The sequence below is a fragment of the Deinococcus betulae genome, assembly GCF_020166395.1.
Taxonomy (GTDB): Bacteria; Deinococcota; Deinococci; order Deinococcales; family Deinococcaceae; genus Deinococcus; species Deinococcus betulae.
In genome coordinates, this window is record NZ_JAIQXU010000038.1 from 22,910 (window position 1) to 39,982 (window position 17,073).

Annotated in this window: 30 protein-coding genes; 8 read left to right on the plus strand and 22 right to left on the minus strand. The window is 65.8% G+C overall.

Translation table 11 applies throughout. The features are described 5' to 3' along the window. Nucleotides 1-17: 17 nt before the first annotated feature. The 8 genes from K7W42_RS20370 to K7W42_RS20405 form a co-directional block, all read right to left on the minus strand. Nucleotides 18-395, minus strand: coding sequence for a hypothetical protein (locus tag K7W42_RS20370; RefSeq protein ID WP_224577016.1), 378 nt, complete (start codon nt 393-395; stop codon nt 18-20). A 17-nt stretch (nt 396-412) separates the two neighbouring features. Further along, on the minus strand, nt 413-634 hold the full coding sequence (locus K7W42_RS20375; protein WP_224577018.1) for a hypothetical protein: 222 nt from the start codon (nt 632-634) through the stop codon (nt 413-415). Between the two features lie 6 nt (nt 635-640). After that, the gene (locus K7W42_RS20380; protein WP_224577019.1) at nt 641-1,021 is read right to left on the minus strand and encodes a hypothetical protein; all 381 of its coding nucleotides are present in this window, start codon (nt 1,019-1,021) and stop codon (nt 641-643) included. After that, on the minus strand, nt 1,018-1,410 hold the full coding sequence (locus tag K7W42_RS20385; RefSeq protein ID WP_224577020.1) for a hypothetical protein: 393 nt from the start codon (nt 1,408-1,410) through the stop codon (nt 1,018-1,020). Before K7W42_RS20385 ends, K7W42_RS20380 begins: the two co-directional genes overlap by 4 nt. A gap of 183 nt (nt 1,411-1,593) precedes the next feature. After that, nucleotides 1,594-1,812 carry a hypothetical protein gene (locus K7W42_RS20390; protein ID WP_224577021.1) on the minus strand — a complete coding sequence of 73 codons (219 nt, stop codon included), beginning with the start codon at nt 1,810-1,812 and terminating at the stop codon, nt 1,594-1,596. Beyond that, entirely contained in the window at nt 1,794-2,270 is a 477-nt protein-coding gene (locus K7W42_RS20395; RefSeq protein ID WP_224577022.1) for a VRR-NUC domain-containing protein, read from the minus strand. The genes K7W42_RS20390 and K7W42_RS20395 overlap by 19 nt, the downstream gene beginning before the upstream one ends. Then, nucleotides 2,267-2,662: a hypothetical protein gene (locus K7W42_RS20400; RefSeq protein ID WP_224577023.1), complete on the minus strand. Its 396-nt coding sequence runs from the start codon at nt 2,660-2,662 to the stop codon at nt 2,267-2,269. Before K7W42_RS20400 ends, K7W42_RS20395 begins: the two co-directional genes overlap by 4 nt. Further along, nucleotides 2,659-2,847 carry a hypothetical protein gene (locus K7W42_RS20405; protein ID WP_224577024.1) on the minus strand — a complete coding sequence of 63 codons (189 nt, stop codon included), beginning with the start codon at nt 2,845-2,847 and terminating at the stop codon, nt 2,659-2,661. The genes K7W42_RS20400 and K7W42_RS20405 overlap by 4 nt, the downstream gene beginning before the upstream one ends. Nucleotides 2,848-3,334: 487 nt before the next feature. Between K7W42_RS20405 and K7W42_RS20410 the strand changes: the two genes are divergently transcribed. Together K7W42_RS20410 and K7W42_RS20415 are read left to right on the plus strand one after the other, a co-directional pair. Beyond that, entirely contained in the window at nt 3,335-3,946 is a 612-nt protein-coding gene (locus K7W42_RS20410; RefSeq protein WP_224577025.1) for a nucleotide-binding protein, read from the plus strand. Continuing rightward, nucleotides 3,943-4,278 carry a hypothetical protein gene (locus K7W42_RS20415; protein WP_224577026.1) on the plus strand — a complete coding sequence of 112 codons (336 nt, stop codon included), beginning with the start codon at nt 3,943-3,945 and terminating at the stop codon, nt 4,276-4,278. The genes K7W42_RS20410 and K7W42_RS20415 overlap by 4 nt, the downstream gene beginning before the upstream one ends. A 3-nt stretch (nt 4,279-4,281) precedes the next feature. On the opposite strand, the gene K7W42_RS20420 is transcribed toward K7W42_RS20415, so the two are convergent. The 10 genes from K7W42_RS20420 to K7W42_RS20465 all read right to left on the minus strand — a co-directional run bounded on the left by K7W42_RS20420 (nt 4,282) and on the right by K7W42_RS20465 (nt 9,161). After that, nucleotides 4,282-4,545 (minus strand): hypothetical protein, encoded by a 264-nt coding sequence (locus K7W42_RS20420; RefSeq protein ID WP_224577028.1) that lies wholly within the window; start codon nt 4,543-4,545, stop codon nt 4,282-4,284. Further along, nucleotides 4,542-4,730, minus strand: a complete 189-nt coding sequence (locus K7W42_RS20425) for a hypothetical protein (RefSeq protein ID WP_224577030.1) — start codon at nt 4,728-4,730, stop codon at nt 4,542-4,544. Before K7W42_RS20425 ends, K7W42_RS20420 begins: the two co-directional genes overlap by 4 nt. Then, on the minus strand, nt 4,730-6,091 hold the full coding sequence (locus K7W42_RS20430) for an ICP22 family protein (protein WP_224577032.1): 1,362 nt from the start codon (nt 6,089-6,091) through the stop codon (nt 4,730-4,732). The genes K7W42_RS20425 and K7W42_RS20430 overlap by 1 nt, the downstream gene beginning before the upstream one ends. A 238-nt stretch (nt 6,092-6,329) precedes the next feature. Further along, the gene (locus K7W42_RS20435; protein WP_224577034.1) at nt 6,330-6,680 is read right to left on the minus strand and encodes a hypothetical protein; all 351 of its coding nucleotides are present in this window, start codon (nt 6,678-6,680) and stop codon (nt 6,330-6,332) included. A gap of 1 nt (nt 6,681) precedes the next feature. Beyond that, the gene (locus K7W42_RS20440) at nt 6,682-6,900 is read right to left on the minus strand and encodes a hypothetical protein (RefSeq protein ID WP_224577036.1); all 219 of its coding nucleotides are present in this window, start codon (nt 6,898-6,900) and stop codon (nt 6,682-6,684) included. A 9-nt stretch (nt 6,901-6,909) separates the two neighbouring features. Continuing rightward, a complete protein-coding gene (locus K7W42_RS20445) occupies nt 6,910-7,056 on the minus strand; it encodes a hypothetical protein (RefSeq protein WP_224577038.1) in 147 nt (48 codons plus the stop codon). Next, nucleotides 7,056-7,733, minus strand: coding sequence for a Rha family transcriptional regulator (locus K7W42_RS20450; RefSeq protein WP_224577040.1), 678 nt, complete (start codon nt 7,731-7,733; stop codon nt 7,056-7,058). Before K7W42_RS20450 ends, K7W42_RS20445 begins: the two co-directional genes overlap by 1 nt. Before the next feature lie 60 nt (nt 7,734-7,793). After that, nucleotides 7,794-8,579 carry a hypothetical protein gene (locus K7W42_RS20455; RefSeq protein WP_224577042.1) on the minus strand — a complete coding sequence of 262 codons (786 nt, stop codon included), beginning with the start codon at nt 8,577-8,579 and terminating at the stop codon, nt 7,794-7,796. After that, nucleotides 8,579-8,950: a hypothetical protein gene (locus K7W42_RS20460; RefSeq protein WP_224577044.1), complete on the minus strand. Its 372-nt coding sequence runs from the start codon at nt 8,948-8,950 to the stop codon at nt 8,579-8,581. Before K7W42_RS20460 ends, K7W42_RS20455 begins: the two co-directional genes overlap by 1 nt. Before the next feature lie 46 nt (nt 8,951-8,996). Then, nucleotides 8,997-9,161 carry a hypothetical protein gene (locus K7W42_RS20465; protein ID WP_224577046.1) on the minus strand — a complete coding sequence of 55 codons (165 nt, stop codon included), beginning with the start codon at nt 9,159-9,161 and terminating at the stop codon, nt 8,997-8,999. 154 nt (nt 9,162-9,315) lie between these two features. Between K7W42_RS20465 and K7W42_RS20470 the strand changes: the two genes are divergently transcribed. Further along, nucleotides 9,316-10,284 (plus strand): tyrosine-type recombinase/integrase, encoded by a 969-nt coding sequence (locus K7W42_RS20470; protein WP_224577047.1) that lies wholly within the window; start codon nt 9,316-9,318, stop codon nt 10,282-10,284. A 5-nt stretch (nt 10,285-10,289) separates the two neighbouring features. Here K7W42_RS20470 and K7W42_RS20475 read toward each other — a convergent pair whose 3' ends face one another. Beyond that, entirely contained in the window at nt 10,290-10,934 is a 645-nt protein-coding gene (locus K7W42_RS20475; RefSeq protein WP_224577049.1) for a helix-turn-helix domain-containing protein, read from the minus strand. 286 nt (nt 10,935-11,220) lie between these two features. Further along, nucleotides 11,221-11,733, minus strand: a complete 513-nt coding sequence (locus K7W42_RS20480; RefSeq protein WP_224577051.1) for a hypothetical protein — start codon at nt 11,731-11,733, stop codon at nt 11,221-11,223. Between the two features lie 41 nt (nt 11,734-11,774). Between K7W42_RS20480 and K7W42_RS20485 the strand changes: the two genes are divergently transcribed. Further along, a complete protein-coding gene (locus K7W42_RS20485) occupies nt 11,775-12,248 on the plus strand; it encodes a hypothetical protein (RefSeq protein WP_224577053.1) in 474 nt (157 codons plus the stop codon). 384 nt (nt 12,249-12,632) lie between these two features. Here K7W42_RS20485 and K7W42_RS20490 read toward each other — a convergent pair whose 3' ends face one another. Then, entirely contained in the window at nt 12,633-12,953 is a 321-nt protein-coding gene (locus tag K7W42_RS20490) for a helix-turn-helix domain-containing protein (RefSeq protein WP_224577055.1), read from the minus strand. Between the two features lie 262 nt (nt 12,954-13,215). Between K7W42_RS20490 and K7W42_RS20495 the strand changes: the two genes are divergently transcribed. Further along, nucleotides 13,216-13,860: a hypothetical protein gene (locus K7W42_RS20495; protein WP_224577056.1), complete on the plus strand. Its 645-nt coding sequence runs from the start codon at nt 13,216-13,218 to the stop codon at nt 13,858-13,860. A 346-nt stretch (nt 13,861-14,206) separates the two neighbouring features. Here the strand turns inward: K7W42_RS20495 and K7W42_RS20500 are convergent, their stop codons facing one another. Next, on the minus strand, nt 14,207-15,568 hold the full coding sequence (locus K7W42_RS20500) for a hypothetical protein (protein WP_224577057.1): 1,362 nt from the start codon (nt 15,566-15,568) through the stop codon (nt 14,207-14,209). Between the two features lie 166 nt (nt 15,569-15,734). Here K7W42_RS20500 and K7W42_RS20505 point away from each other — a divergent pair, with 166 nt between their 5' ends. Genes K7W42_RS20505 through K7W42_RS20515 form a run of 3 tightly spaced genes read left to right on the plus strand, consistent with a single transcriptional unit; the run spans nt 15,735 to nt 16,935 of the window. Continuing rightward, entirely contained in the window at nt 15,735-16,406 is a 672-nt protein-coding gene (locus K7W42_RS20505; protein WP_224577058.1) for a hypothetical protein, read from the plus strand. After that, nucleotides 16,403-16,789, plus strand: a complete 387-nt coding sequence (locus tag K7W42_RS20510; RefSeq protein WP_224577059.1) for a hypothetical protein — start codon at nt 16,403-16,405, stop codon at nt 16,787-16,789. Before K7W42_RS20505 ends, K7W42_RS20510 begins: the two co-directional genes overlap by 4 nt. Continuing rightward, on the plus strand, nt 16,789-16,935 hold the full coding sequence (locus K7W42_RS20515) for a hypothetical protein (RefSeq protein ID WP_224576692.1): 147 nt from the start codon (nt 16,789-16,791) through the stop codon (nt 16,933-16,935). Before K7W42_RS20510 ends, K7W42_RS20515 begins: the two co-directional genes overlap by 1 nt. Nucleotides 16,936-17,073: the final 138 nt, after the last annotated feature.

Sequence of the window (17,073 nt, forward strand, 5' to 3'; positions counted from 1 at the left end):
ATGCCAGGCGGAGCGCTTTACTCCTCATCCCAGTTGATGGGGTTGGCCACCGGCGTCTGCTCACGTTCTCGCTGCTCGGCGAGCAAGCCACTCTGATTCCGGTTGGCCTTACTCCCAGCGGCCAGGGCGCGTCCCGCCTTCAAGGCTCGCCAGCAGGTCTTCTGAGGCGCACCAGAATGCGTGGACAGCCAGCGGGGAAAATCACCACCCACGTTGTGCCTCAGAAAGTCGAGATAGAGGGCGTAGGCCGCCCGGGCTCTGGCCTGAACGCCAGCCCGGCCGCCGCCCCCCACCTGGGCCCAAGCCGCAGCCCGACGCTGGAGTGCTGCCAGGTCCTCGGGGCTCACCCGGCGGCGGCGCGCTTCCTTATCCGGCGTTGAGTCACTTTGACTCAAACGGGACCGATCCCCCTTCAAGCCTCATCCTGCCGCATGGGGTGGCGGGCCCGGACCGCCCGGCGAGCCCGGCGACCGTTCTCCGCCCAGAACCGAGCGTGCTGACCTTCCAGCAGGGCGGTCCATTCTTCCTCTGTTCGGGCGCCGGCCTGGATCGCGGCATGGGGAGACGTGTGCGAGGTGCCCCGCAGGAAAATTCGAGCGGCGCGGGCGGCGTGAGTCGGAACTGGTCTCGGCATAGAACCTCAGCGGCGGCGCGTGGCCGGGGAACGAAGGGGACGGCGGTCCAGGGCGCGCAGAGCCAGACGGGCCGGCATGCTCAGGGCCAGGTGCAGGGTGCGCGGTTGCGGCCGAGCGGCGCGCTCGGGGGCCGGGGAACGTGGGCACAGCGCCCGGCGAAGTGAGGCGATGAACGTCTTGTAGCTGTGGGCTACGGCCTGCCTGAACGCTTCACAGGCGGCATACACCTCATCCAGCACGCTGATCGCCCGCAGCGCGCCGCCCTCAAAGGCCACCCGGCCCCGGCAAACGCCACACCGGGCCCGCTCACCGTTCGGGGTGCAGGCGTGCACGCTGAGGGTCACGCCGCAGGAGGCGTGCGGACAGGGGATCTGCATCAAGGTCATAGGAGGTCCTTTGGGGGGCGGCTGCCACCCCTTGGGTGCGCGCGGCGCTGGGCGTGCTCGATCTTCCGGCGCACCCGGCCTTTGAGCGGCATGGCCTTCGGCGTCAGTGCCGTGATGATCAGTTCCCGGTCCAGGTCATAGATCAGCTCGGTCCACCGGCCCAGCACCGGATAGGTCAGCCGCACGCGGCGGCCCGGCCCCGTCGCCGCATCCATCGCCAGGCGGGGCAGCGCCACCACGATGGCCCGGCACAGGCGCAAGTACTCAGCGGCCGTCAGGTGCAGGCGGTAGCGCACCCACAGGGCCCCTGCGGTGTGGGGATAGTGGTGCGTCGCGCCCACCGCCCACAGCAGCGCTTCCTCCTCGGGGGTGAGGGCCGGCTTACTCACCCCGGACCGCCTTCCCCGTCCCCCGGCAGGCTGGACAGGGCGGCCACGGACACGGGCTGAGCTCCCCTACGCCTGACATCGGCGGCAACACGCACAGGCCCCCGCACACCGGGCAGGCGTCCGCAGCCCAGGCGTCCGCAGCACACAACCCGAGCCAAGCCAGAACCTGTGCCAGCCAGCGCTTCACCTCTCCCCTCCCCCGGCCGGCAGGCCCCGCCATTCACACAGCCAGTCCCGCAGGGCGTCCAGCGTGTGCGGCGCCAGATGCTCGAAGCGGTCGCCGAGGATGCCATGCGTCAACAGGTCCACCCCACCTTCCCCCGTTGGCCGCAGCGTCAGCGTGCTCTCAAATTCCCCGGTCAGGCTCAGCTGGCCAGGGACGTTCACGAGTCGGACGGGCATAGTTCCTCCTGCGCGGCCTTCAAGGCCTGCGCCAGCGTGTACGCGACCGTCACCCGGTACCCTGCCGCCCGCAGGCCCGCATGACATTCCAGTTGGGTTTGGGTTGGACGCTTCCCTGGCTGCTTGAGTTCCAGGAAGAAGTGGAGGCGATGCGCCCGATACGCCTGAAGGTCCGGGAAGCCAGGGGTATACCAGACCGCCCCGCCCCGGTCGCTGCCCTTCAAGGTTTCCTGCACCCGCCAGCCGAACGCCCGCAGCTCGGCCACCACGTCAGCCTGGAAGAGGGCTTCGGTGGCGTACCCGTTTAACGCGCTGGCCGGCAGGTAGGTGTCCGTGAGGCTCAGGGGCAGCTCGGGCAGGCCGAGCGTCGTGCGGGTGCGGGCGCGGATGGTCGGGTCCTGCAGCTTGGCCAGGTAGGCTTCCGCGTCGGCCACGGTGCTGAACGTCCCGTACCTCACCGCGCCACCCCGTAGTACCGGCGGTACAGCCCCTCAGTATCCGTGCTCAGCTCCGCCTGGCCAGCGGCCACCAGAGCGTCAAGGTGCGCGGCGCACTCGGCCAGCCCCAGGTGCAGGTGCGGCAGCGCGTCCACCATCCCCTGATCGGCGTACTCCAGATCCGGGCGGGCCGAGAGGAACGTCAGGATGGCCTGCTGCTCCTCCGCTAGGCTCAGTGGCCGGTACTGACCGTCGATCAGCAGCACCGCCCCGCCCGTGGCCGTCAGGCCCTTGAGCGCACGCCGCGCCGTGGCCGGCGGCACCCGCAGGTCCGCACTCAGGATGCTGGACGTCACGCCGTCCGGGTGCACGCGCAGGGCCGCCACCACCTCCGCCATCGGCAGGCGGGTCACGGCTGGTCCTCGCGGGGGATGCCGCTCGCCTCTAACCAGGCCCGGTGCTGCTCAATAGTGGCCGTCAGCTCGGGCGTCGGGTCGTGCTGATTCTGTTCGTTCAGGGCCGCCTGCAGGGCGATCAGGCGGCTGGCCTGACCAGCGCTGGCTGGGCGGTAATGCTGCGGAATCTCATTCACGCACATGTCGCGTTTCCCCCTTGTCGCAAATGCCACATGTGGCAAAATCGGTTTGACTCATCTGCCACATGTGGCGTTGTCGAGTTCGCCACTTCGCTACATGTGGGATCTGCCCAGCACAGGCACCTCGGCCTGACTACACGATTGGTAAATTTTTGTACGCTAAGCCCTCGTCTTGCCTGTCCCAATTGAAGCCTCTGAAATTGAGAGGTGAAAAACGTCGATTCCATCAGGCCTGGAATCTGTCCCAAAAGAAGTAGAGCTGAATTGGGACAGGGGCTCAAGACCGACTGCATCGGCATGCTCGCGTCTTCTGCTGAGGAAAATACTGTACAGGACGACGTTTTTTTCTTAGCGTACAATTTTGCGCCAATCGTGTACTGAGGCCACCTCGCTCCCCCATCCTCTCCACGCTCCCTCTTGCCACTTGTCGGTTTTGCTACATGTGGCAAAGTGGTACCCACCACATGTCGTGAATGCTAAAAGTGGCGCTATGACCTTCAAAGTGAGCGTCGTCGGGCGCAAAGGCGGCGTGGGCAAGACGACCACCGCGATCCACGTGGCCGCCCACCTGGCTTTTGGCGACCGCCGCACCCTCCTGATCGACGGCGACGCCCGCAATTACGCCACCACCTGGGCCGCTGGTGGCCACATGCCCTTCACCGTGGACGGCATCGGCGGCCTGATGGCCGTGGCCGAATACGACGCAGCGGTCATCGACTCGCAGGCTGACCCCAGCGAGCAGGACATCAGCACCCTCGGCAAGCACAGCACCGTCCTGCTGCTGCCCGCTGTCCCCGAAGCCCAAGCGGTCAGCGGCCTGATTCAGACCGTGCAGGTCCTGGACCGGGCGGGCGTGAGCCGCGACCGCGTGTGCGTGCTGCTGACGATGGACACCCGCGTGGGCACCGCCACCCAGGACGCCCGCGAGGCCCTCACCGGCGCCGGCCTGCGCGTCTTGAGTCGCACCATCCGCGATACGGTCGCCTTCCGCCACGCCAGCGGCCAGAGCGTCCTCGTGCATCAGGTCCGCAATACGGCCGGCAAGATGGCTTGGGAAGATTACCGGGCCGTCACGCAAGAACTGCTGGAGCTGGGCCAGTGACCCGCAGCAAGTTCGATGCGCTGGCGCAGGGTGCGGCCCTGGACGTGAAGGAAGAAGTGCCTCAGCAAGTCCTGCCCGCCCCGGAACGGCCGGTGGACATTCCCCCGCCGCCGGTTGCCGAGGACCTGCGGACCCTGGGCGCCCGGGTGCCGGACGGCATTTTCCGGGAGTTCTCGCGCCGGAAATCCGAGGCTGAAGACGAGCTGGGCCTGCGGAAGGTGACAACCGAAGCTGGCCTGGAAGCCCTGGTGCGGGCGCTGCGCCATCCAGCAGTGCGCCAGGCCTGGCATGGGGAGCTGGAAGGCCTGGTGCCCAAGCGGCGAACCCGGTAGTCCTCACGGCTGGCTCCTGAACCGGCGGGCCCGGGCGCGGCTCTTGCGTTTCTTCTCCGCGGTCCGGTACGCCTCGGCGAGCGCTGCCAGCCGGGTCACGCCCCGCACTTCTTCACTCCCGCCCAGCTCGTCTGGCTTGCCCACCCGCGCCCGGTAGGTCACTTCCTCCGGGCTGCGGCTGATCTTCCAGCCCCACCCGTTCGCATCCAGCCAGTCCATCAGGGCGTCGAGAGTGCCGAAGTGCGGGCCCTGCGCGGCGGCCGTCATGCGGGCCTCGTTTCCGAGCGCCAGAACAGGCCGGTGGTGCGCTCACTGGTCGCGGTTCTGATCGTCAGCAGGGCGGCCACCTCGCCTATGGGCTTCAGGCCCTCGGCGGCCAGCGCGTCCGCCGTCGCCAGGTCTGCTGGGTGGGTGTCGATGTACTTCGGCACTGGCGGGCTCTTGCGGGACATCAGACTCCCACGTGATCGAAGTCACGCATCAATTCGAAGGATTTCAGGGCCAGCCCGCCGCTCAGGTGATACAGGGTGATGGCCCCAGTGCGTGTCTTGCTGCTACTCGTGTGGGTCAGCGTTTGCACCGCACCGCCCGCAACGGGCTGCCACTGGGCCCCCGGCGCATACCGGTCGGTCGGCACCACGTCGGCCACCTGCTCGAGCGGCTTAGCCGCGTCCAGACTGGCCCCGTTCGGCGTGACGACCGCGCGCGCTGAGACGGCCACGCCCTGCGCCGCGCTGCTGGCCTTCACCGCGCCGATCAGGCGGTCCAGGCCCCGCACCGCCAGCGTGATCATGTTCCCCTGCGTGACCTTCGCCTCCCGCTGCGCCGTCGCCCGCACCAGATCCACCTCAACCGGATCCAGCTGCAACCACAGCGCCCGGGGCAGGCTGCCCGTCCGGGTCGATTCCTTCAGCAGCGTGCCCAGGCTGTTGCCCACCAGCGCCTTCAGGCCCCGGTAGGTCGCGCTGTCGGGCAGGGCCACGGGCCGCTCGGCAAGGACGCCCCGGCTGAGGGGCCGCAGGGTGTCCACCGTCAGCCCGCCGGCCGCCGCGCCGCCGCCCGGAACATGTTCAGTGTTCGTGGCTTGACTCGCTTCGCCTGCTGGTGGCTGATCTTGAATCTGTGGCTGAATCAAGTCGCCCTGCTCGGCCGTGTGAGCGGCCCCGCCGTCAGGCGGAGAGGAGGTCAGCGGCTCGCTCGGTAGTGGCCCAGCTTCATGGGTTTGAAGCGCAGCGTTTCCTGAGGAGGAGTGTTCGGGCTGGCCAGGCTGCTCGTCACCTTCCAAGCTGCTTACTCCTCCTCTTTTTTCAGGTGTATTTAAATCATTGTCTTTATACGTACCGATTTCCGGTACACCTCGTGCACCGACTTCCGGTACACCCCCTGTACCGGTTTTCGGTACACCCTTGCGGGGCTTCTGGGGGGGTGCACCGATTTCCGGTACACCTTTCGCGGCCATCCGTTCGGCATACGACTGGGCCATGTGCAGGGCGTTCTCGGCCCACACCTTTTCCATGTCCAGGTGCCATTGATTGGCCTTCACGCGGTCCCCCACAGTGATGCTCACGAAGTGGCTGCAATGTTCAAGCACGAGGCTCTGAATGCGCTCCAGTTTGTCCTGGCTCCACTTCAGGTCCTGCTTCATTCGCCGGATAGATAACGTGGCATTTGCGTTGGCCCAGCTCAGCAGATAGTTGAGGTAGCCGTACCCGTCGCCGCCAATCAGGGGCATGTATTTGTCGCGGAGAACGTTGGGGGTCTGATGGAAGCCGCGGTGGAAATCGCCGCTGCTGGTCACGATGGCGCCGGTCATGAAGGGACTCCTGACGCTCCTGGGGTGTGTTGACCCCGTCCGGTACGTTGACCGGACACCGCCATGCGCGTAACATGGCGATAGGCGAAGGCCTCCTGCTTGCAGGAAAAATTCTGAGATCGGAACCCTCTGTGGACTACGGGCTGGCAGGCCCCCACGGGGGGTTTCCCTTTGGTCTGTTGCTCGGTGACCTCCGGGACAGGACTCAGCATAGCGCGAACCGTGGCGCCCATGACGTTCACGCCGCCCCCACTTCGCGCAGCAGCTCGGCGAGGTCCCAGGTGCGCGGCGTCAGGGCTAGCCGGGCGCCCTCAATGCGTGCAGGCGCCAGTTTGCCCTGAAAGCCATGGAGCGCCAGCAGGGGTGCACCGGCCAGCTGGGCCGCGTTCAGGACCTGCAGCAGTGCCACGCCCTGTGTGGGCGTCAGGCTGAGGGGCTGCTGGGCGTGCGCGGCTGTGGCCAGCCGGCCATACAGTGCCTGCAGCATCTGCACCGGCGGGCGGGTCTGGGGCTCATGCTCTTCCCAGCACCACCAGTTCAAGACCACGGCTGCCAGCAGGGTTTCCAAGGTGTCGGCGGCGGGGGTCATGTCAGGACCGCCCGAGGATGACTGGCCAGGGTTTGCAGGCCTGCATGACCTGCTGGGCCTGCTCGACGGACAGGCCGCGCCAGTGCAGGAGCCCGGGCAGCTTCAGGACCTGGGCGCTGAACTCGGTCAGGGCGTACACATGCAGCTCGCGGTGCCCTTCCTTTAGAGGCAAGCGCTGCCGCACGAAGCGCGCGAACTCGGTCTGCTGCTGCGGCGACATCTCCATGCTTCACGGCCGGCCCCGCAGACTGGCTTGGAGGAGCCCCAGCAGGCAGCGCTCGCTGAACGTGGCCGTGCCGGCCTGACACTTGGCAGCCAGCTCGGCGTACAGGGTGCGGGCGGCTTCCGGTGTGGCCACGGAGGCAAGGTCGGTCATCAGTCGCTCGCTTCGTCCAGCAGGGGGCGCTGCGCGCTAAAGGTGCGGGTCTGGACTTCCAGCCAGGTCAGGGCCTCGTCAAAACGGTGCTGCGGCAGGTCGTCATACGCCGCCAGTGGCGCCCCAGCAAAGCCGAAGGCTTCCTTGAAGGCCCGGTACGCCCCGCTGTACCCACGGGGATGCACCTTGCTGAAGGCCTGACACCCGGCATGCACGCGGGCACGCTTCTGGCTGTCCACCCGGATCGGCGCCGTGTCCAGGCGCTGCTCAATGGCCGCCAGTTGCTGACGGTGCTGCTGAAGCCCTTGGAGACTCAGTGCCAGCAGTTCAATCGGGTCGCTGGGCAGGGCTGGGGGGACGGGCTGCGCGGCCAGCTCGCGGGCGCGGGCGAAGGCCTGCACTAGGCCCAGCTTCAGGCGGACCACGGTGTCGGTGTTGCGCACGAGGGTGAGGAGGAAGTGGCACTGGTTTTCGTTCAGGAGGGCGTATTTGGCGGGCTGGCCGCGTCCGGCGATTTCTTCCGTTTGAAACGCGAGTATTCCCAGGGCCTCAAATTCGGTGCGGTAGTCGCTCAAGAGGCTCATGACGTTCTTGTGCTGATTCGCCAGGGCCGCCGCCAGGTCTTTCGAACTGGCCCGGGGTTCGCCGCGCAGGGTGGTGATGGGTACGATGTCCACAGTCCTCTCCTGAGTTCAGTCAGCCCCCAGCCGGTTTGCCGGGGGCCTTGGCGTCGGGGCTTACTTCGGCAGGCCGTAAAACACGCGGTACCGGCTCGCGGCGTGCGTGGTCAGGTCTTTCACCAGGCCAGCGACCGCTTCTTCCTGGGCCGCGCGCAGGTCGCCGTGCACGGTCTGCAGCAGGAACGCACCCTTCTCGTGGTCGTATTCGACATAGACGGTGAATTCGTACTCGTCGCCCCGCGCTTCGGGGATGTCGTAGACGGGGCCGCGCAGCTTGATCGTCTCGGGGGCGTCCTGATCGTTGTCCTGGGCCACGCGCTGGCGAATACGGCTGTCCAGGCCCGTGCTCATCGGCCGGACCTGGCTGTCCACCTCACTGCTGTTACTGAACTTCAGGTTGGCGAAGGTGGCGGCCAGCGTGGGCTCGATGTGGTCTCGCAGTTCCGTGCGCAGCAGGCGCACGAGCTGCTTCTGGGTAAAGGCTGTGGGTTTCTGCCAGGCCACGGCGTACGCGAATAGGGGGTGCTGGGGCAGCTTCAGGGTGGACGTCCAGTCGTGGTCACCGTCATCGCTCACCAGGGCGATCTGATCGTTGCTGATGAAGAGGCCTTCCAGGTGGCCCAGCTGTGCTTCGTTGTCGGCCATGACCTTGAGGCTGGCCAGGTCCAGCATGGTGGTGCTGCGGTAGTCGGTAGGCACGCGAAAGACCTTCACGTCGCCGTCGCTGTCCCGGATCAGGTAGGCGCTGCCGGGCCGGACATTGCTTTCCAGCACCTGATGGGCTTCCAGGGTGAGGCGCTCGACTTCGGCGATGGCATTCCCGTCCAGATTGGCGTTCGACATCAGTTGCTCCCGGGCCGCAGCAGCGGCGTCATTGGAAAGACGGCTTCAGTGATGGGCTCGCCATTGGCGTTAACGCCAGGGCGCACCATGAGGACTTCGCCGCTGCTGGCCTGCGCGGGCTTGCTGACGTTCATGGCCACCTTCACGTCCACGTTGCTCAGGCCAGGGCGGCCACCCTGGTCAAGGCTGCTGGGTTGCGGGGTGATGGCGACCTTGATCACGACGGTGCGGGCCTTGATGACGCCGGGGCGGTGCACGCAGTCGTCCATGGCTTCGGCCAGCAGGCTGTCGATGGCGTAGCCGATACCGCCGAGCTCGAGTTCACCGAGGGAGATGTGGGTCAGCGTGACGGGGGGTTCAGCGTTGGACATGGGTGGCTCCTGGGGCGAGAGGGCGGGGAAGGGGGCGGCGGACGGGTTAGGCGCGCAAGGGCTGAGGTCGGTAGTGGGTTCGCCAGCTGGGGGGCATGGCCCGGATCAGGGCGTCGGCTTCGCGGTCGTTCGCGGTGGCGAGGCGGCGGCGTTCGAAGCGGGTGCCGAGGAAGAGGCCGAGAGCGAACAAGAGGAGCCAGGTGGGTTTCATGGGGTGGACCTCTGGAGGATGAAAGGACCGAACTTGGCCGATCAGATTGAGTCGAGAAATGTCCGTTTCTGGAGTACACGTAACCCAGGCACCTTCTCGGCACTCGCCTTTACGCCCTGCCCGGCGGTCCTGGTCCCCCTGCTACCGTGGGCCCATGACCCTCGCCCTGATGCAAGCCCGCATGAACCTGCAGGCCAATGCCCAGCAGACGGCCGGCCTGCCCAGCGAGGAACGACGGCGCCGGGCACTGAGAGCCATTCAGGACCGGGACCTTGACAGTCTCTGGGCCCTGGTCCTCGCGCACCTGGTGTTGCACGGCCGCCGAGGCCCCAAGGTCAGCGCCGCCACCCTGGAGAAGTACCGCCAGGCCTACGAGGCCTACTGGGCCTGGACGGAGCAGGCAGGCGTGATGATCACGCGGCCCCATGCGGACGCCGGCCTGAGCTACATCCGCTTTCTCGAAGCCAACGGGCGAGTTCGAAGCACTGTGGGCTGGCACCTGGCCAGCTGCAAGGCCCTGTACGAAGCGCTGCGCTGGTGCACCGCCACCGAGGCCGATCCCTTCCGCGACGTGCGCCCCGTGGCCGACAGCCGCGCGGCCCACAAGAAGGGCAAGCTCTACAGCCAGGATCAGATTGAAGCCCTGGTGGCCGTCGCCAACCCTGAGGAAGCCGTGGTGGTCCTGCTGGGGGCGGACTGCGGCCTGCGGGCAGGGGAGATCATGGGCCTGCAGCGCGCGCACCTGCACCTGGCCGAGCAGCCGCCTGTGATCTTCGTGCTGGGCAAGGGAGCCAAGACGCGGGAGGTCGCGCTCAGTCGCCGCGCGGAGGCCGCGCTGCGCCGCTGGCTGGACATGACGCCCGGTTGGGGCCCGGCCCTGCTGGGGGCCACGAGCGTGAAGTGGGCGGAGACGACCATGCAGCGCCTGTGCAAGGCGGCGGGCATCGAGTACGCGGGGCGCACCGTGCACGGCCTGCGGCGCACAGCGGGCACTAGGCTCTACGAAGAGACCCTGGATCTGCTGGGCACGCGGGACTTCCTGGGACACAGCAGCACGGCCCCCACGGAGGTCTACGTGCAATACGCGCGGGACAAGAAGAAGCCGGCCAACCGCGACTGGTAGCTGCTTCACGCCGCCACCTGCTCGGGCGCCTTGAGCCGCGCCAGGGCCTGATACCGGGTCTCTTGATGCACGGGGTTCTTCAGGCCCCGCAGCGGCCCCGTCAGGTAAGCCAGCACGTCGCTCTCGCGCCAGTACCAGTACCCGCGCTTGGTCTGCCCCGCCTTCAGGCCGTCCTTGCGCCAGTTGTGCAGGGCGTTCTTGGAGACGCCCAGCCGGACGGTGAGCTGCGGGGTGCTCAGGGTGCCCGCAGGCGCGCGGTCCAGGGCCACGGGGCGCCCAGCGGCGTAGGCGGCCACCTGGCCGGGGTGGTAGCGCCAGGCGGCGCCCAGGCTGCCCGGCACCCGGCGGCGCTCGATGACGTACTCGCCCCGCTTGCGGCGGCGCAGGAAGACCTCCCAGCAGCAGCCCAGGAGCCGCGCGGCCTCCTGGCCGGTCAGCCAGCCGGTCGTGTCCCCAAACGCCGCGTAGCCGGCGCGCAGGCGCTCCGCGTCCTCGGCACTGACGGTCTGGTGGCGCCGGTTCAGCACCACTTGCGGGCGCAGGACGAGGCCCAGGCTCTCGGCCTTCTTGTGAACGGCAGAGGGGGTCAGGCCGAACTCGGCGGCAATCTCGCACAGGGTCACGCGCGGGATGGGGTGGGGACGGCTCATGGCTGGCCCCGCTTGGCTTTCGCACGGCCCAGCAGCAGGGCTTTGGCCGGCACAGTGGGGGCGATCAGTTCGAAGCCGTACCCGAAGCGCTTGCCGGTCACCGTGAACACAGGTGCACCGCACAGGCAGTCCGAAGCGGGACCGCCGCAGCTCGGGCAGGTGCCACACCGGCAGCGGCTGTCATGGCGCCCGCACACCGTGCACCAAGCGCAGTGGCACTCCCTGACCAGTTCCAGGCAGTACGGGCACTGCCCACGGGCATTGATCGGGAACGTCTGAGCGGCCGTCATACTCCAGCACCTGCCTCCGCCTGACTCGTGCGGCGGCGCTCCAGTTCCGTGGTCCAGAAGGCGATGCGGCGCAGGGTCTTGGCCTGCTCGCCGTAGGCCTCACCCAGTTCCAGCAGCGCGCGCCAGGGGCCGTCTTTCGTGGTGGGCTGGCTGTTCATGTCCGCCAGATACGCTGCCCCCTGGGCCTCCAGCGCGGCGGCCTGCGCCACGTAATCCGTCACGGGGATCGGGGCCGGCGTGGGGGCAACGGCCTGGTCCTCGCTGGCCAGAGCGGCCACACGCAGGGCACGGGCGGCCCGCTCAATCAGCGCCTTCTGGGTGACCACGGCCTCGTCGGTCTTTTGTGTGGCGCGCAGCATGCCGTGAGTCCCGTTCTGGTGGCCCCGCGCCCGGGCGTCCCGGACGGCTTGCTCGGCGGCCTTCAGCAGGCTGGGCAGGGGCTCGACGGCGGCCCGGTACTGGCGCGAGGCCTCCCACAGGCTCAGGACTGGCTCTGGCGCCCCGCTCATGCGAGGGCCTGCGCGGGGGAAGGGGCGGGGTAGGCTGGGGTATGACGAACCAGTTCAGGGAGAAAGCACTGCTGGCCGCTGCGGATGGCGTCGCGCTGCTGACCGAGTTTCACACCATCCTGCCGCCCGGCAAGACCGGGATGACCACCGATCTGCGCCTGCTGTACCTGGGGCCTGGCCAAGCACTGCTGACGCAGGTGGATGTAACGGTTCATGGCGTTGTGTACAGCTTCCCTGAAGCCACACTGCTGCCGAGCGGACAGGAAGTAATCGTGATTGCACCGGACAGTCTCGACAGCTGGAGCGGTCGCGTGAGCAATCTGGGCCCACTGACTGAGCGCTTTTCGCCTGCCGGCACATTGACCCTCAGCTTTCATGTCCTGACTCCACAGGGCTCGGTTCGGGTGCAAGCTTCAGGAACAGGCCACGTACATATGGACGGATCGGGACGGCGGGCGCAGTGGGTGTTCGACCGGCCGCAAGTAACAGGGGTCGAAGTTCCTCCCACGTCGTAATCCCGAACAGCGCCAGGCACACCGCCATGTACTCCGCCTCTTCGGCGGTGGTGGGCACGTCCCAGTTGATGCAGGGGCTACTAAAGGTTCCTGTGGCCGTGGAACTGGAGGCCGCAGGCAGGGCGCTCGCTGCTGGCCCCGCCTGAACAGCCGCGCCCTGCACGAACCCCTTGGCAACTTGATTGGGGCGCTCAGGGGTTGGGCGGGGTGAGAGCGAAGAGAAGTACTGGGCTTCTGCTTGCCGCACGGCCCCGACAGTGCCAGTGAACGTGATGGCCTTCTTGTCACCGCCGAGGAGTGTCTTCTCGTGCACCACCGTCACTACGGCCTGGGCCTCTGGCTTCCCGTCCATCTCTCCTCCTGTCGGCACGTCACGTCCCCCGCTCATGCCGACGCCTGCGCGGGGTGGGGAAGGGCGGTAGCTTTGCCGTTGCGGCGTTTGTGGCGCTCCAGAATCTCCTCGTCAGTTAGAGGGTCAGAGATGGCCTCAAAATTCACCTTGCACACTGTCAAGATGTTCTGAATAAGTACGAAGTCGTAGTGGACAGGGTCGGCGCCCTGCTCCCAGCCTATGTAAGCGCTGCGATTCATCTGTATGCGTTCGCAGAACTCACTCAGGTTGTCGAATCCGGCATTGAGTCGCGCTTGGCGCAACTTCTCCCCGGACAGTTTGCGCCGCTTCAGGATTGTCGTCGGCTCCGGCATACGCTTAAGTGTATGCGATGCATACACTCTGATGCAATATGCCCTTATGAGAACGGCGTGGCGTAACAGTTACGGCGTTATTGCTGCGTTAACGGGAAATTTTTTAGCAAAAAGCGCGCTAGAGCGGCTTTTTCGCTTTTCCTAGGCCGTAACATTTTGTATGTATGGCAAACATCTTGTATGTGCGGCATACAAAATCGCGGTCTTATCGCTTACCCTAATGGTGTGCGCACCTACAGGTGCTATTTCCACCGGAGACCTTATGCCTACCGCAGATAAAACCAAAGATCAGAAAACTGCGAAAGATGGGCAGAAAACCCCAATCCATGTCAGGCCTCAGCCTATCCGGCATGACAAAGTCACGAATGACCAGGAACGCCGCGAGATGCTGCTTTGGCTCATCAACACATACGGTGGCAGCGTTGCAGCCGTCGCACGTAACAGCACCATCCAAAGAGTGCACATTGAGCAACTCGTCAGCGGCGCCAAGAACTTGCTGGGCATGCGGGAGGAGACGCTCAATAAACTCTTGACGGTGCTCAATCTGCCGGATACCGAAGCCTGGGAGCTGCTCAACATCCCGTTGGACATTCGCAAGAAGTGGCGCACGCTGCGGCCACCGCCAATGGGCCACGGCAACGAAGATACGAACTTGTCGCTGATTACTCTCGATCAGCCGTTGGCTGGCGACATTTCCGTACCTGCTGGTTACCGAATCAGGATTGACAGGACTGTTACTGATCAGGGCGTGATTGTTGCTCGGTTGTCCGGCCGTTACTACGCCACAAGGCCGGACGCCGTGCCCGCGTCAGCTGACGTGCTCGGCAGGCTGATTACTATCGACATGCTGAACCAAGACGAGCGGCGAGCGGCCGAATCTATGAGCAGCCAAGGCGGTCTGAGCTAGCAATAGATCAGCGGCACTTGGGAAAACCGCATACCACAGGCCTTCTTCGTCAATTTCAAGTTCATGCTGCAAGGCGCCGAAACACGAAAACTCATCTGTACGCAAAGGTGAAGTCAGCCTGAACATGCATGCGTCTCCTATCGATGAACTCATCATAGGAGACGCAACCGTTTTGTGGTAGTGAGAATGCCAACCGAATCTAACAGCCCATGCAGGGCTTCACAACGCCGCCACCGTTGCCGCCTCCATCGGCCAGTGCTACGGGTGCGAGGGCGAACACGAGGGCCAACAGAATTTTCTTCACCCCCGCATCGTGGGAGCCTTAAGGGGGCGAAGTACAGGCTTGTTACGCTTGCCGTAAAAGAGAAATGCCGTACTGGACAGATAATTCTTTTCTGACCGCCCGTGAATCTACGCGAAATGTTACGCGTTGTAGTGCTTCTGACCATGCAGATCCGCCCCCTGGAATCAAGACGTAAAGGGCCCGCGCCACCTGGGTGGCGTACACCATTTGGCGCGGGAGTTGGAGACGTTCAATGGCGCGCCGCATTCGCTGACGTTCCACGCGAGTGACTTCCCAGTCTTGGCCTAGGTCATTCATCAGCAAGGCTTGGCCGCCACCTGTGCGGCCAGGCAACTTGATCTGATCACCATGCCACGCCAAGTGTTCGCCGAGCAGCAGAGGACTATCTGGAATGAGGGAATTAGCTAGTGGACTTACGCATAATGCGGCCACGGTTGCTGGAGCGTAGAGCGCCACAAACTCGAATACATCAGGCGAGTCCAGGCGCTCTAGGCTCTCTTTCAGAGTTGCCACAATGACAGCTGGTGACTGGCGTTTATCCCCTCGGGCCAGCGCTTCCCATGCCGTCAAAGCCCAGATCATCTGCTGATCTGCCAGGCGAGGAACGCGCGTGAGATTAATTTCTTGACCGTCGCGCAGTCGCTCTAGATTTCGCAGCAGGTCGGGGTAGTCTCCAAGCCATTGCAGCTCGGCGACTAGCTCGCTGACGTTTGCTCCCTCCTTGAGGGCCTTGATAGCGAGCGCGAGACTGAAGTTTCCCCCATCGGGCTCCATATCGGCCAAGAAAATGCCGCCTAGCGCTAAGCCAAGCGCACGCACGCCGCCGGATGCAGTCAGAGCAGCCACCGCGTAAGCCCCGCGAGACAGCAGGGCGCCGCCTTCAATATCTCGGGCCCAAGCAAGCCGGCCCTGACTGGCAGGTGCGAGGGCTACGGCTGCCCTCACCGCATCCGGGTTTGCTAGCCCCTGAGGGATCAGCATGCGTTGGCGCTCAAGCTCAATCCACTGCTGCTTATGACGCATTCCAAGAAGGCGAGCAAGGACTCCGGCGGCATACAGGCGGGACGTAGCTTGCTCAAGCTGAACAGCTTCAGTCGCAACCACACTTTGTGCCAGCAGCGTGTAGAGCGCGCCTTCTACCTCTTCCAATGTCTCTGCCTGTGGGATCGTACCGTTCTCTACCACAGCGTATTGACCTAACTGCACCTGGCACATCAGCCGAGCGCCATTCGACAAGGGGTCAGAGTAGCCATTCAGGCCGTCTAACGCCTTTTGGATCACAGCGCTGTCAAAGCTGCCTAACGCGGCGAGCGCGTACCGCGCGGGCTGATTTACCCAGCGCTCGCAGGCCTCACGCCAGGGAAGGTGCACGAGCGCCTTGTCGAACTCGGCAGGCTGTGTCACGTCCTCATTCTGCCCGTTCCAAGGCGGGAATGCGGTGGATTGAGAGTGTATGCTTATTGACCTCATGCGTATGCATAGCATACACTTTCTTCAAGCCCAAAAGGCGATCCCCCACCTCGATCGCTCAGCCAGAGTCAATCCACGAGGTGGGGGAACCGGAGTCACTATGCCCGAGCTCACCCCTGCTGCTCAAGCCCCCCGCGCCCGCACGGTCAAGACGCCCAGCCGCTTCCCGAAGGTGGCTGCTGTCGCCTGCGCCTGCTGCGGGATCGAACTGACCACCGGCCAAGGCTACGACGTGCCTGTGATCGGTCCAGTCGGCCCCAAGTGCGTCCTGAAGTTCGCCACGCTCGCGGACGCGCTGCTATGGGTGGACGGCCGCCACGTCAAACCCGACACCACCGATCAGGCCATCTTGCGCGCCGGTCACAACGTGGTGGTGCGCCTGCGCGGCCTGGGCATCGAGATCAACCGGGGCGAGGACGGGATTCTGCGCGTAGGCCGGATGCCGAAGAACATCAAGGCCGTGGCCAAGAGCTACAAGAAGATGCGCGAGGCGTTTGCTCGTGACCTGCAAGTGGCCTCGGACGGCCTGGGCGCGACACCCGCCCCGACCCCTGACCCCCTGGAAGTGGCTGCTGAACAGGCCGAGGCCACCTATACCGCCGCCGCAGACGCGCGGGCGCAGGCGTGGTTGGGGTACCTGGACGCGCACCACAGCGGACAGGACACGGACGAGGCCTGGGACACGTACATGCGGGCACACAGCCGGTTCCTGGTGGCCAGGGGCGCGTGGCACGGGGCGCTGGACACGTGGCAGCTGGGAGCAGCGGCATGACCCTGACCACCCCACCCACTTCGGCCGCCGAAGTCCTCTCGCTCTTCGCTGCCTGGATGGCTGCTGAAGCCGAAAGCAGCCGGGAGGTGGGCGGCGCTGCGGAAGAGGCCGCCGGCAACCTCTTAGATCGCCTGTTCGACGAACTCAGCCCCGAGGGCTTGCGGGCGGCGGCGGCCGAAGTCGAGACCTTGCAGGCCCGCGTCGCTGCCCTTGAAGCGGCACTGACCCCCACGGTGGACACCAGGGCCGCCTATGCGGGCGAGTTCCGGTTCCAGGTGCGGGGTGTGGACGAGGAAGGCGAGGAGACTGATATCGAGATCGATGTTCCTTGGGACACCATCAAGACGATCATGGCGGCCATTCGGGCCGAGGCGGCGTCCTGATGCCGCGCACCCTTCAGGCCACGAGAGAAGCCTTGCGCACGGCCGAGCGCCTGCTCGCGCGGACCCAGCCGCACACGCGGGCCTACTGGCGCCTGAGCCAGCGGGTGCAGCGGCTGTACGCCCATGCCCTGGTGGTGGACCTGTGACCCTCTCTCTGCCCCGGTTCCCTTCCCTGCTCTTGGCCCTGGGCCTGCGCCGGTCTGCTCGTGAGGCGGGGGTGCGGTTGGCCGAGCGGGCCTTGCCAGAGCCTGTCCCCAGCCCCTTGTCGGCTCTGACCGCCGAGC

Excerpts from the sequence above, each read along its gene's own strand:
- K7W42_RS20375 (WP_224577018.1), bottom strand. The coding sequence starts at position 634 with ATGCCGAGACCAGTTCCGACTCACGCCGCCCGCGCCGCTCGAATTTTC.
- K7W42_RS20380 (WP_224577019.1), bottom strand. The coding sequence starts at position 1,021 with ATGACCTTGATGCAGATCCCCTGTCCGCACGCCTCCTGCGGCGTGACC.
- K7W42_RS20390 (WP_224577021.1), bottom strand. The coding sequence starts at position 1,812 with ATGCCCGTCCGACTCGTGAACGTCCCTGGCCAGCTGAGCCTGACCGGG.
- K7W42_RS20405 (WP_224577024.1), bottom strand. The coding sequence starts at position 2,847 with ATGTGCGTGAATGAGATTCCGCAGCATTACCGCCCAGCCAGCGCTGGT.
- K7W42_RS20410 (WP_224577025.1), top strand. The coding sequence starts at position 3,335 with ATGACCTTCAAAGTGAGCGTCGTCGGGCGCAAAGGCGGCGTGGGCAAG.
- K7W42_RS20420 (WP_224577028.1), bottom strand. The coding sequence starts at position 4,545 with ATGACGGCCGCCGCGCAGGGCCCGCACTTCGGCACTCTCGACGCCCTG.
- K7W42_RS20425 (WP_224577030.1), bottom strand. The coding sequence starts at position 4,730 with ATGTCCCGCAAGAGCCCGCCAGTGCCGAAGTACATCGACACCCACCCA.
- K7W42_RS20430 (WP_224577032.1), bottom strand. The coding sequence starts at position 6,091 with ATGACCGGCGCCATCGTGACCAGCAGCGGCGATTTCCACCGCGGCTTC.
- K7W42_RS20435 (WP_224577034.1), bottom strand. The coding sequence starts at position 6,680 with ATGACCCCCGCCGCCGACACCTTGGAAACCCTGCTGGCAGCCGTGGTC.
- K7W42_RS20440 (WP_224577036.1), bottom strand. The coding sequence starts at position 6,900 with ATGTCGCCGCAGCAGCAGACCGAGTTCGCGCGCTTCGTGCGGCAGCGC.
- K7W42_RS20445 (WP_224577038.1), bottom strand. The coding sequence starts at position 7,056 with ATGACCGACCTTGCCTCCGTGGCCACACCGGAAGCCGCCCGCACCCTG.
- K7W42_RS20455 (WP_224577042.1), bottom strand. The coding sequence starts at position 8,579 with ATGTCGAACGCCAATCTGGACGGGAATGCCATCGCCGAAGTCGAGCGC.
- K7W42_RS20460 (WP_224577044.1), bottom strand. The coding sequence starts at position 8,950 with ATGTCCAACGCTGAACCCCCCGTCACGCTGACCCACATCTCCCTCGGT.
- K7W42_RS20465 (WP_224577046.1), bottom strand. The coding sequence starts at position 9,161 with ATGAAACCCACCTGGCTCCTCTTGTTCGCTCTCGGCCTCTTCCTCGGC.
- K7W42_RS20470 (WP_224577047.1), top strand. The coding sequence starts at position 9,316 with ATGACCCTCGCCCTGATGCAAGCCCGCATGAACCTGCAGGCCAATGCC.
- K7W42_RS20475 (WP_224577049.1), bottom strand. The coding sequence starts at position 10,934 with ATGAGCCGTCCCCACCCCATCCCGCGCGTGACCCTGTGCGAGATTGCC.
- K7W42_RS20480 (WP_224577051.1), bottom strand. The coding sequence starts at position 11,733 with ATGAGCGGGGCGCCAGAGCCAGTCCTGAGCCTGTGGGAGGCCTCGCGC.
- K7W42_RS20485 (WP_224577053.1), top strand. The coding sequence starts at position 11,775 with ATGACGAACCAGTTCAGGGAGAAAGCACTGCTGGCCGCTGCGGATGGC.
- K7W42_RS20490 (WP_224577055.1), bottom strand. The coding sequence starts at position 12,953 with ATGCCGGAGCCGACGACAATCCTGAAGCGGCGCAAACTGTCCGGGGAG.
- K7W42_RS20495 (WP_224577056.1), top strand. The coding sequence starts at position 13,216 with ATGCCTACCGCAGATAAAACCAAAGATCAGAAAACTGCGAAAGATGGG.
- K7W42_RS20505 (WP_224577058.1), top strand. The coding sequence starts at position 15,735 with ATGCCCGAGCTCACCCCTGCTGCTCAAGCCCCCCGCGCCCGCACGGTC.
- K7W42_RS20510 (WP_224577059.1), top strand. The coding sequence starts at position 16,403 with ATGACCCTGACCACCCCACCCACTTCGGCCGCCGAAGTCCTCTCGCTC.
- K7W42_RS20515 (WP_224576692.1), top strand. The coding sequence starts at position 16,789 with ATGCCGCGCACCCTTCAGGCCACGAGAGAAGCCTTGCGCACGGCCGAG.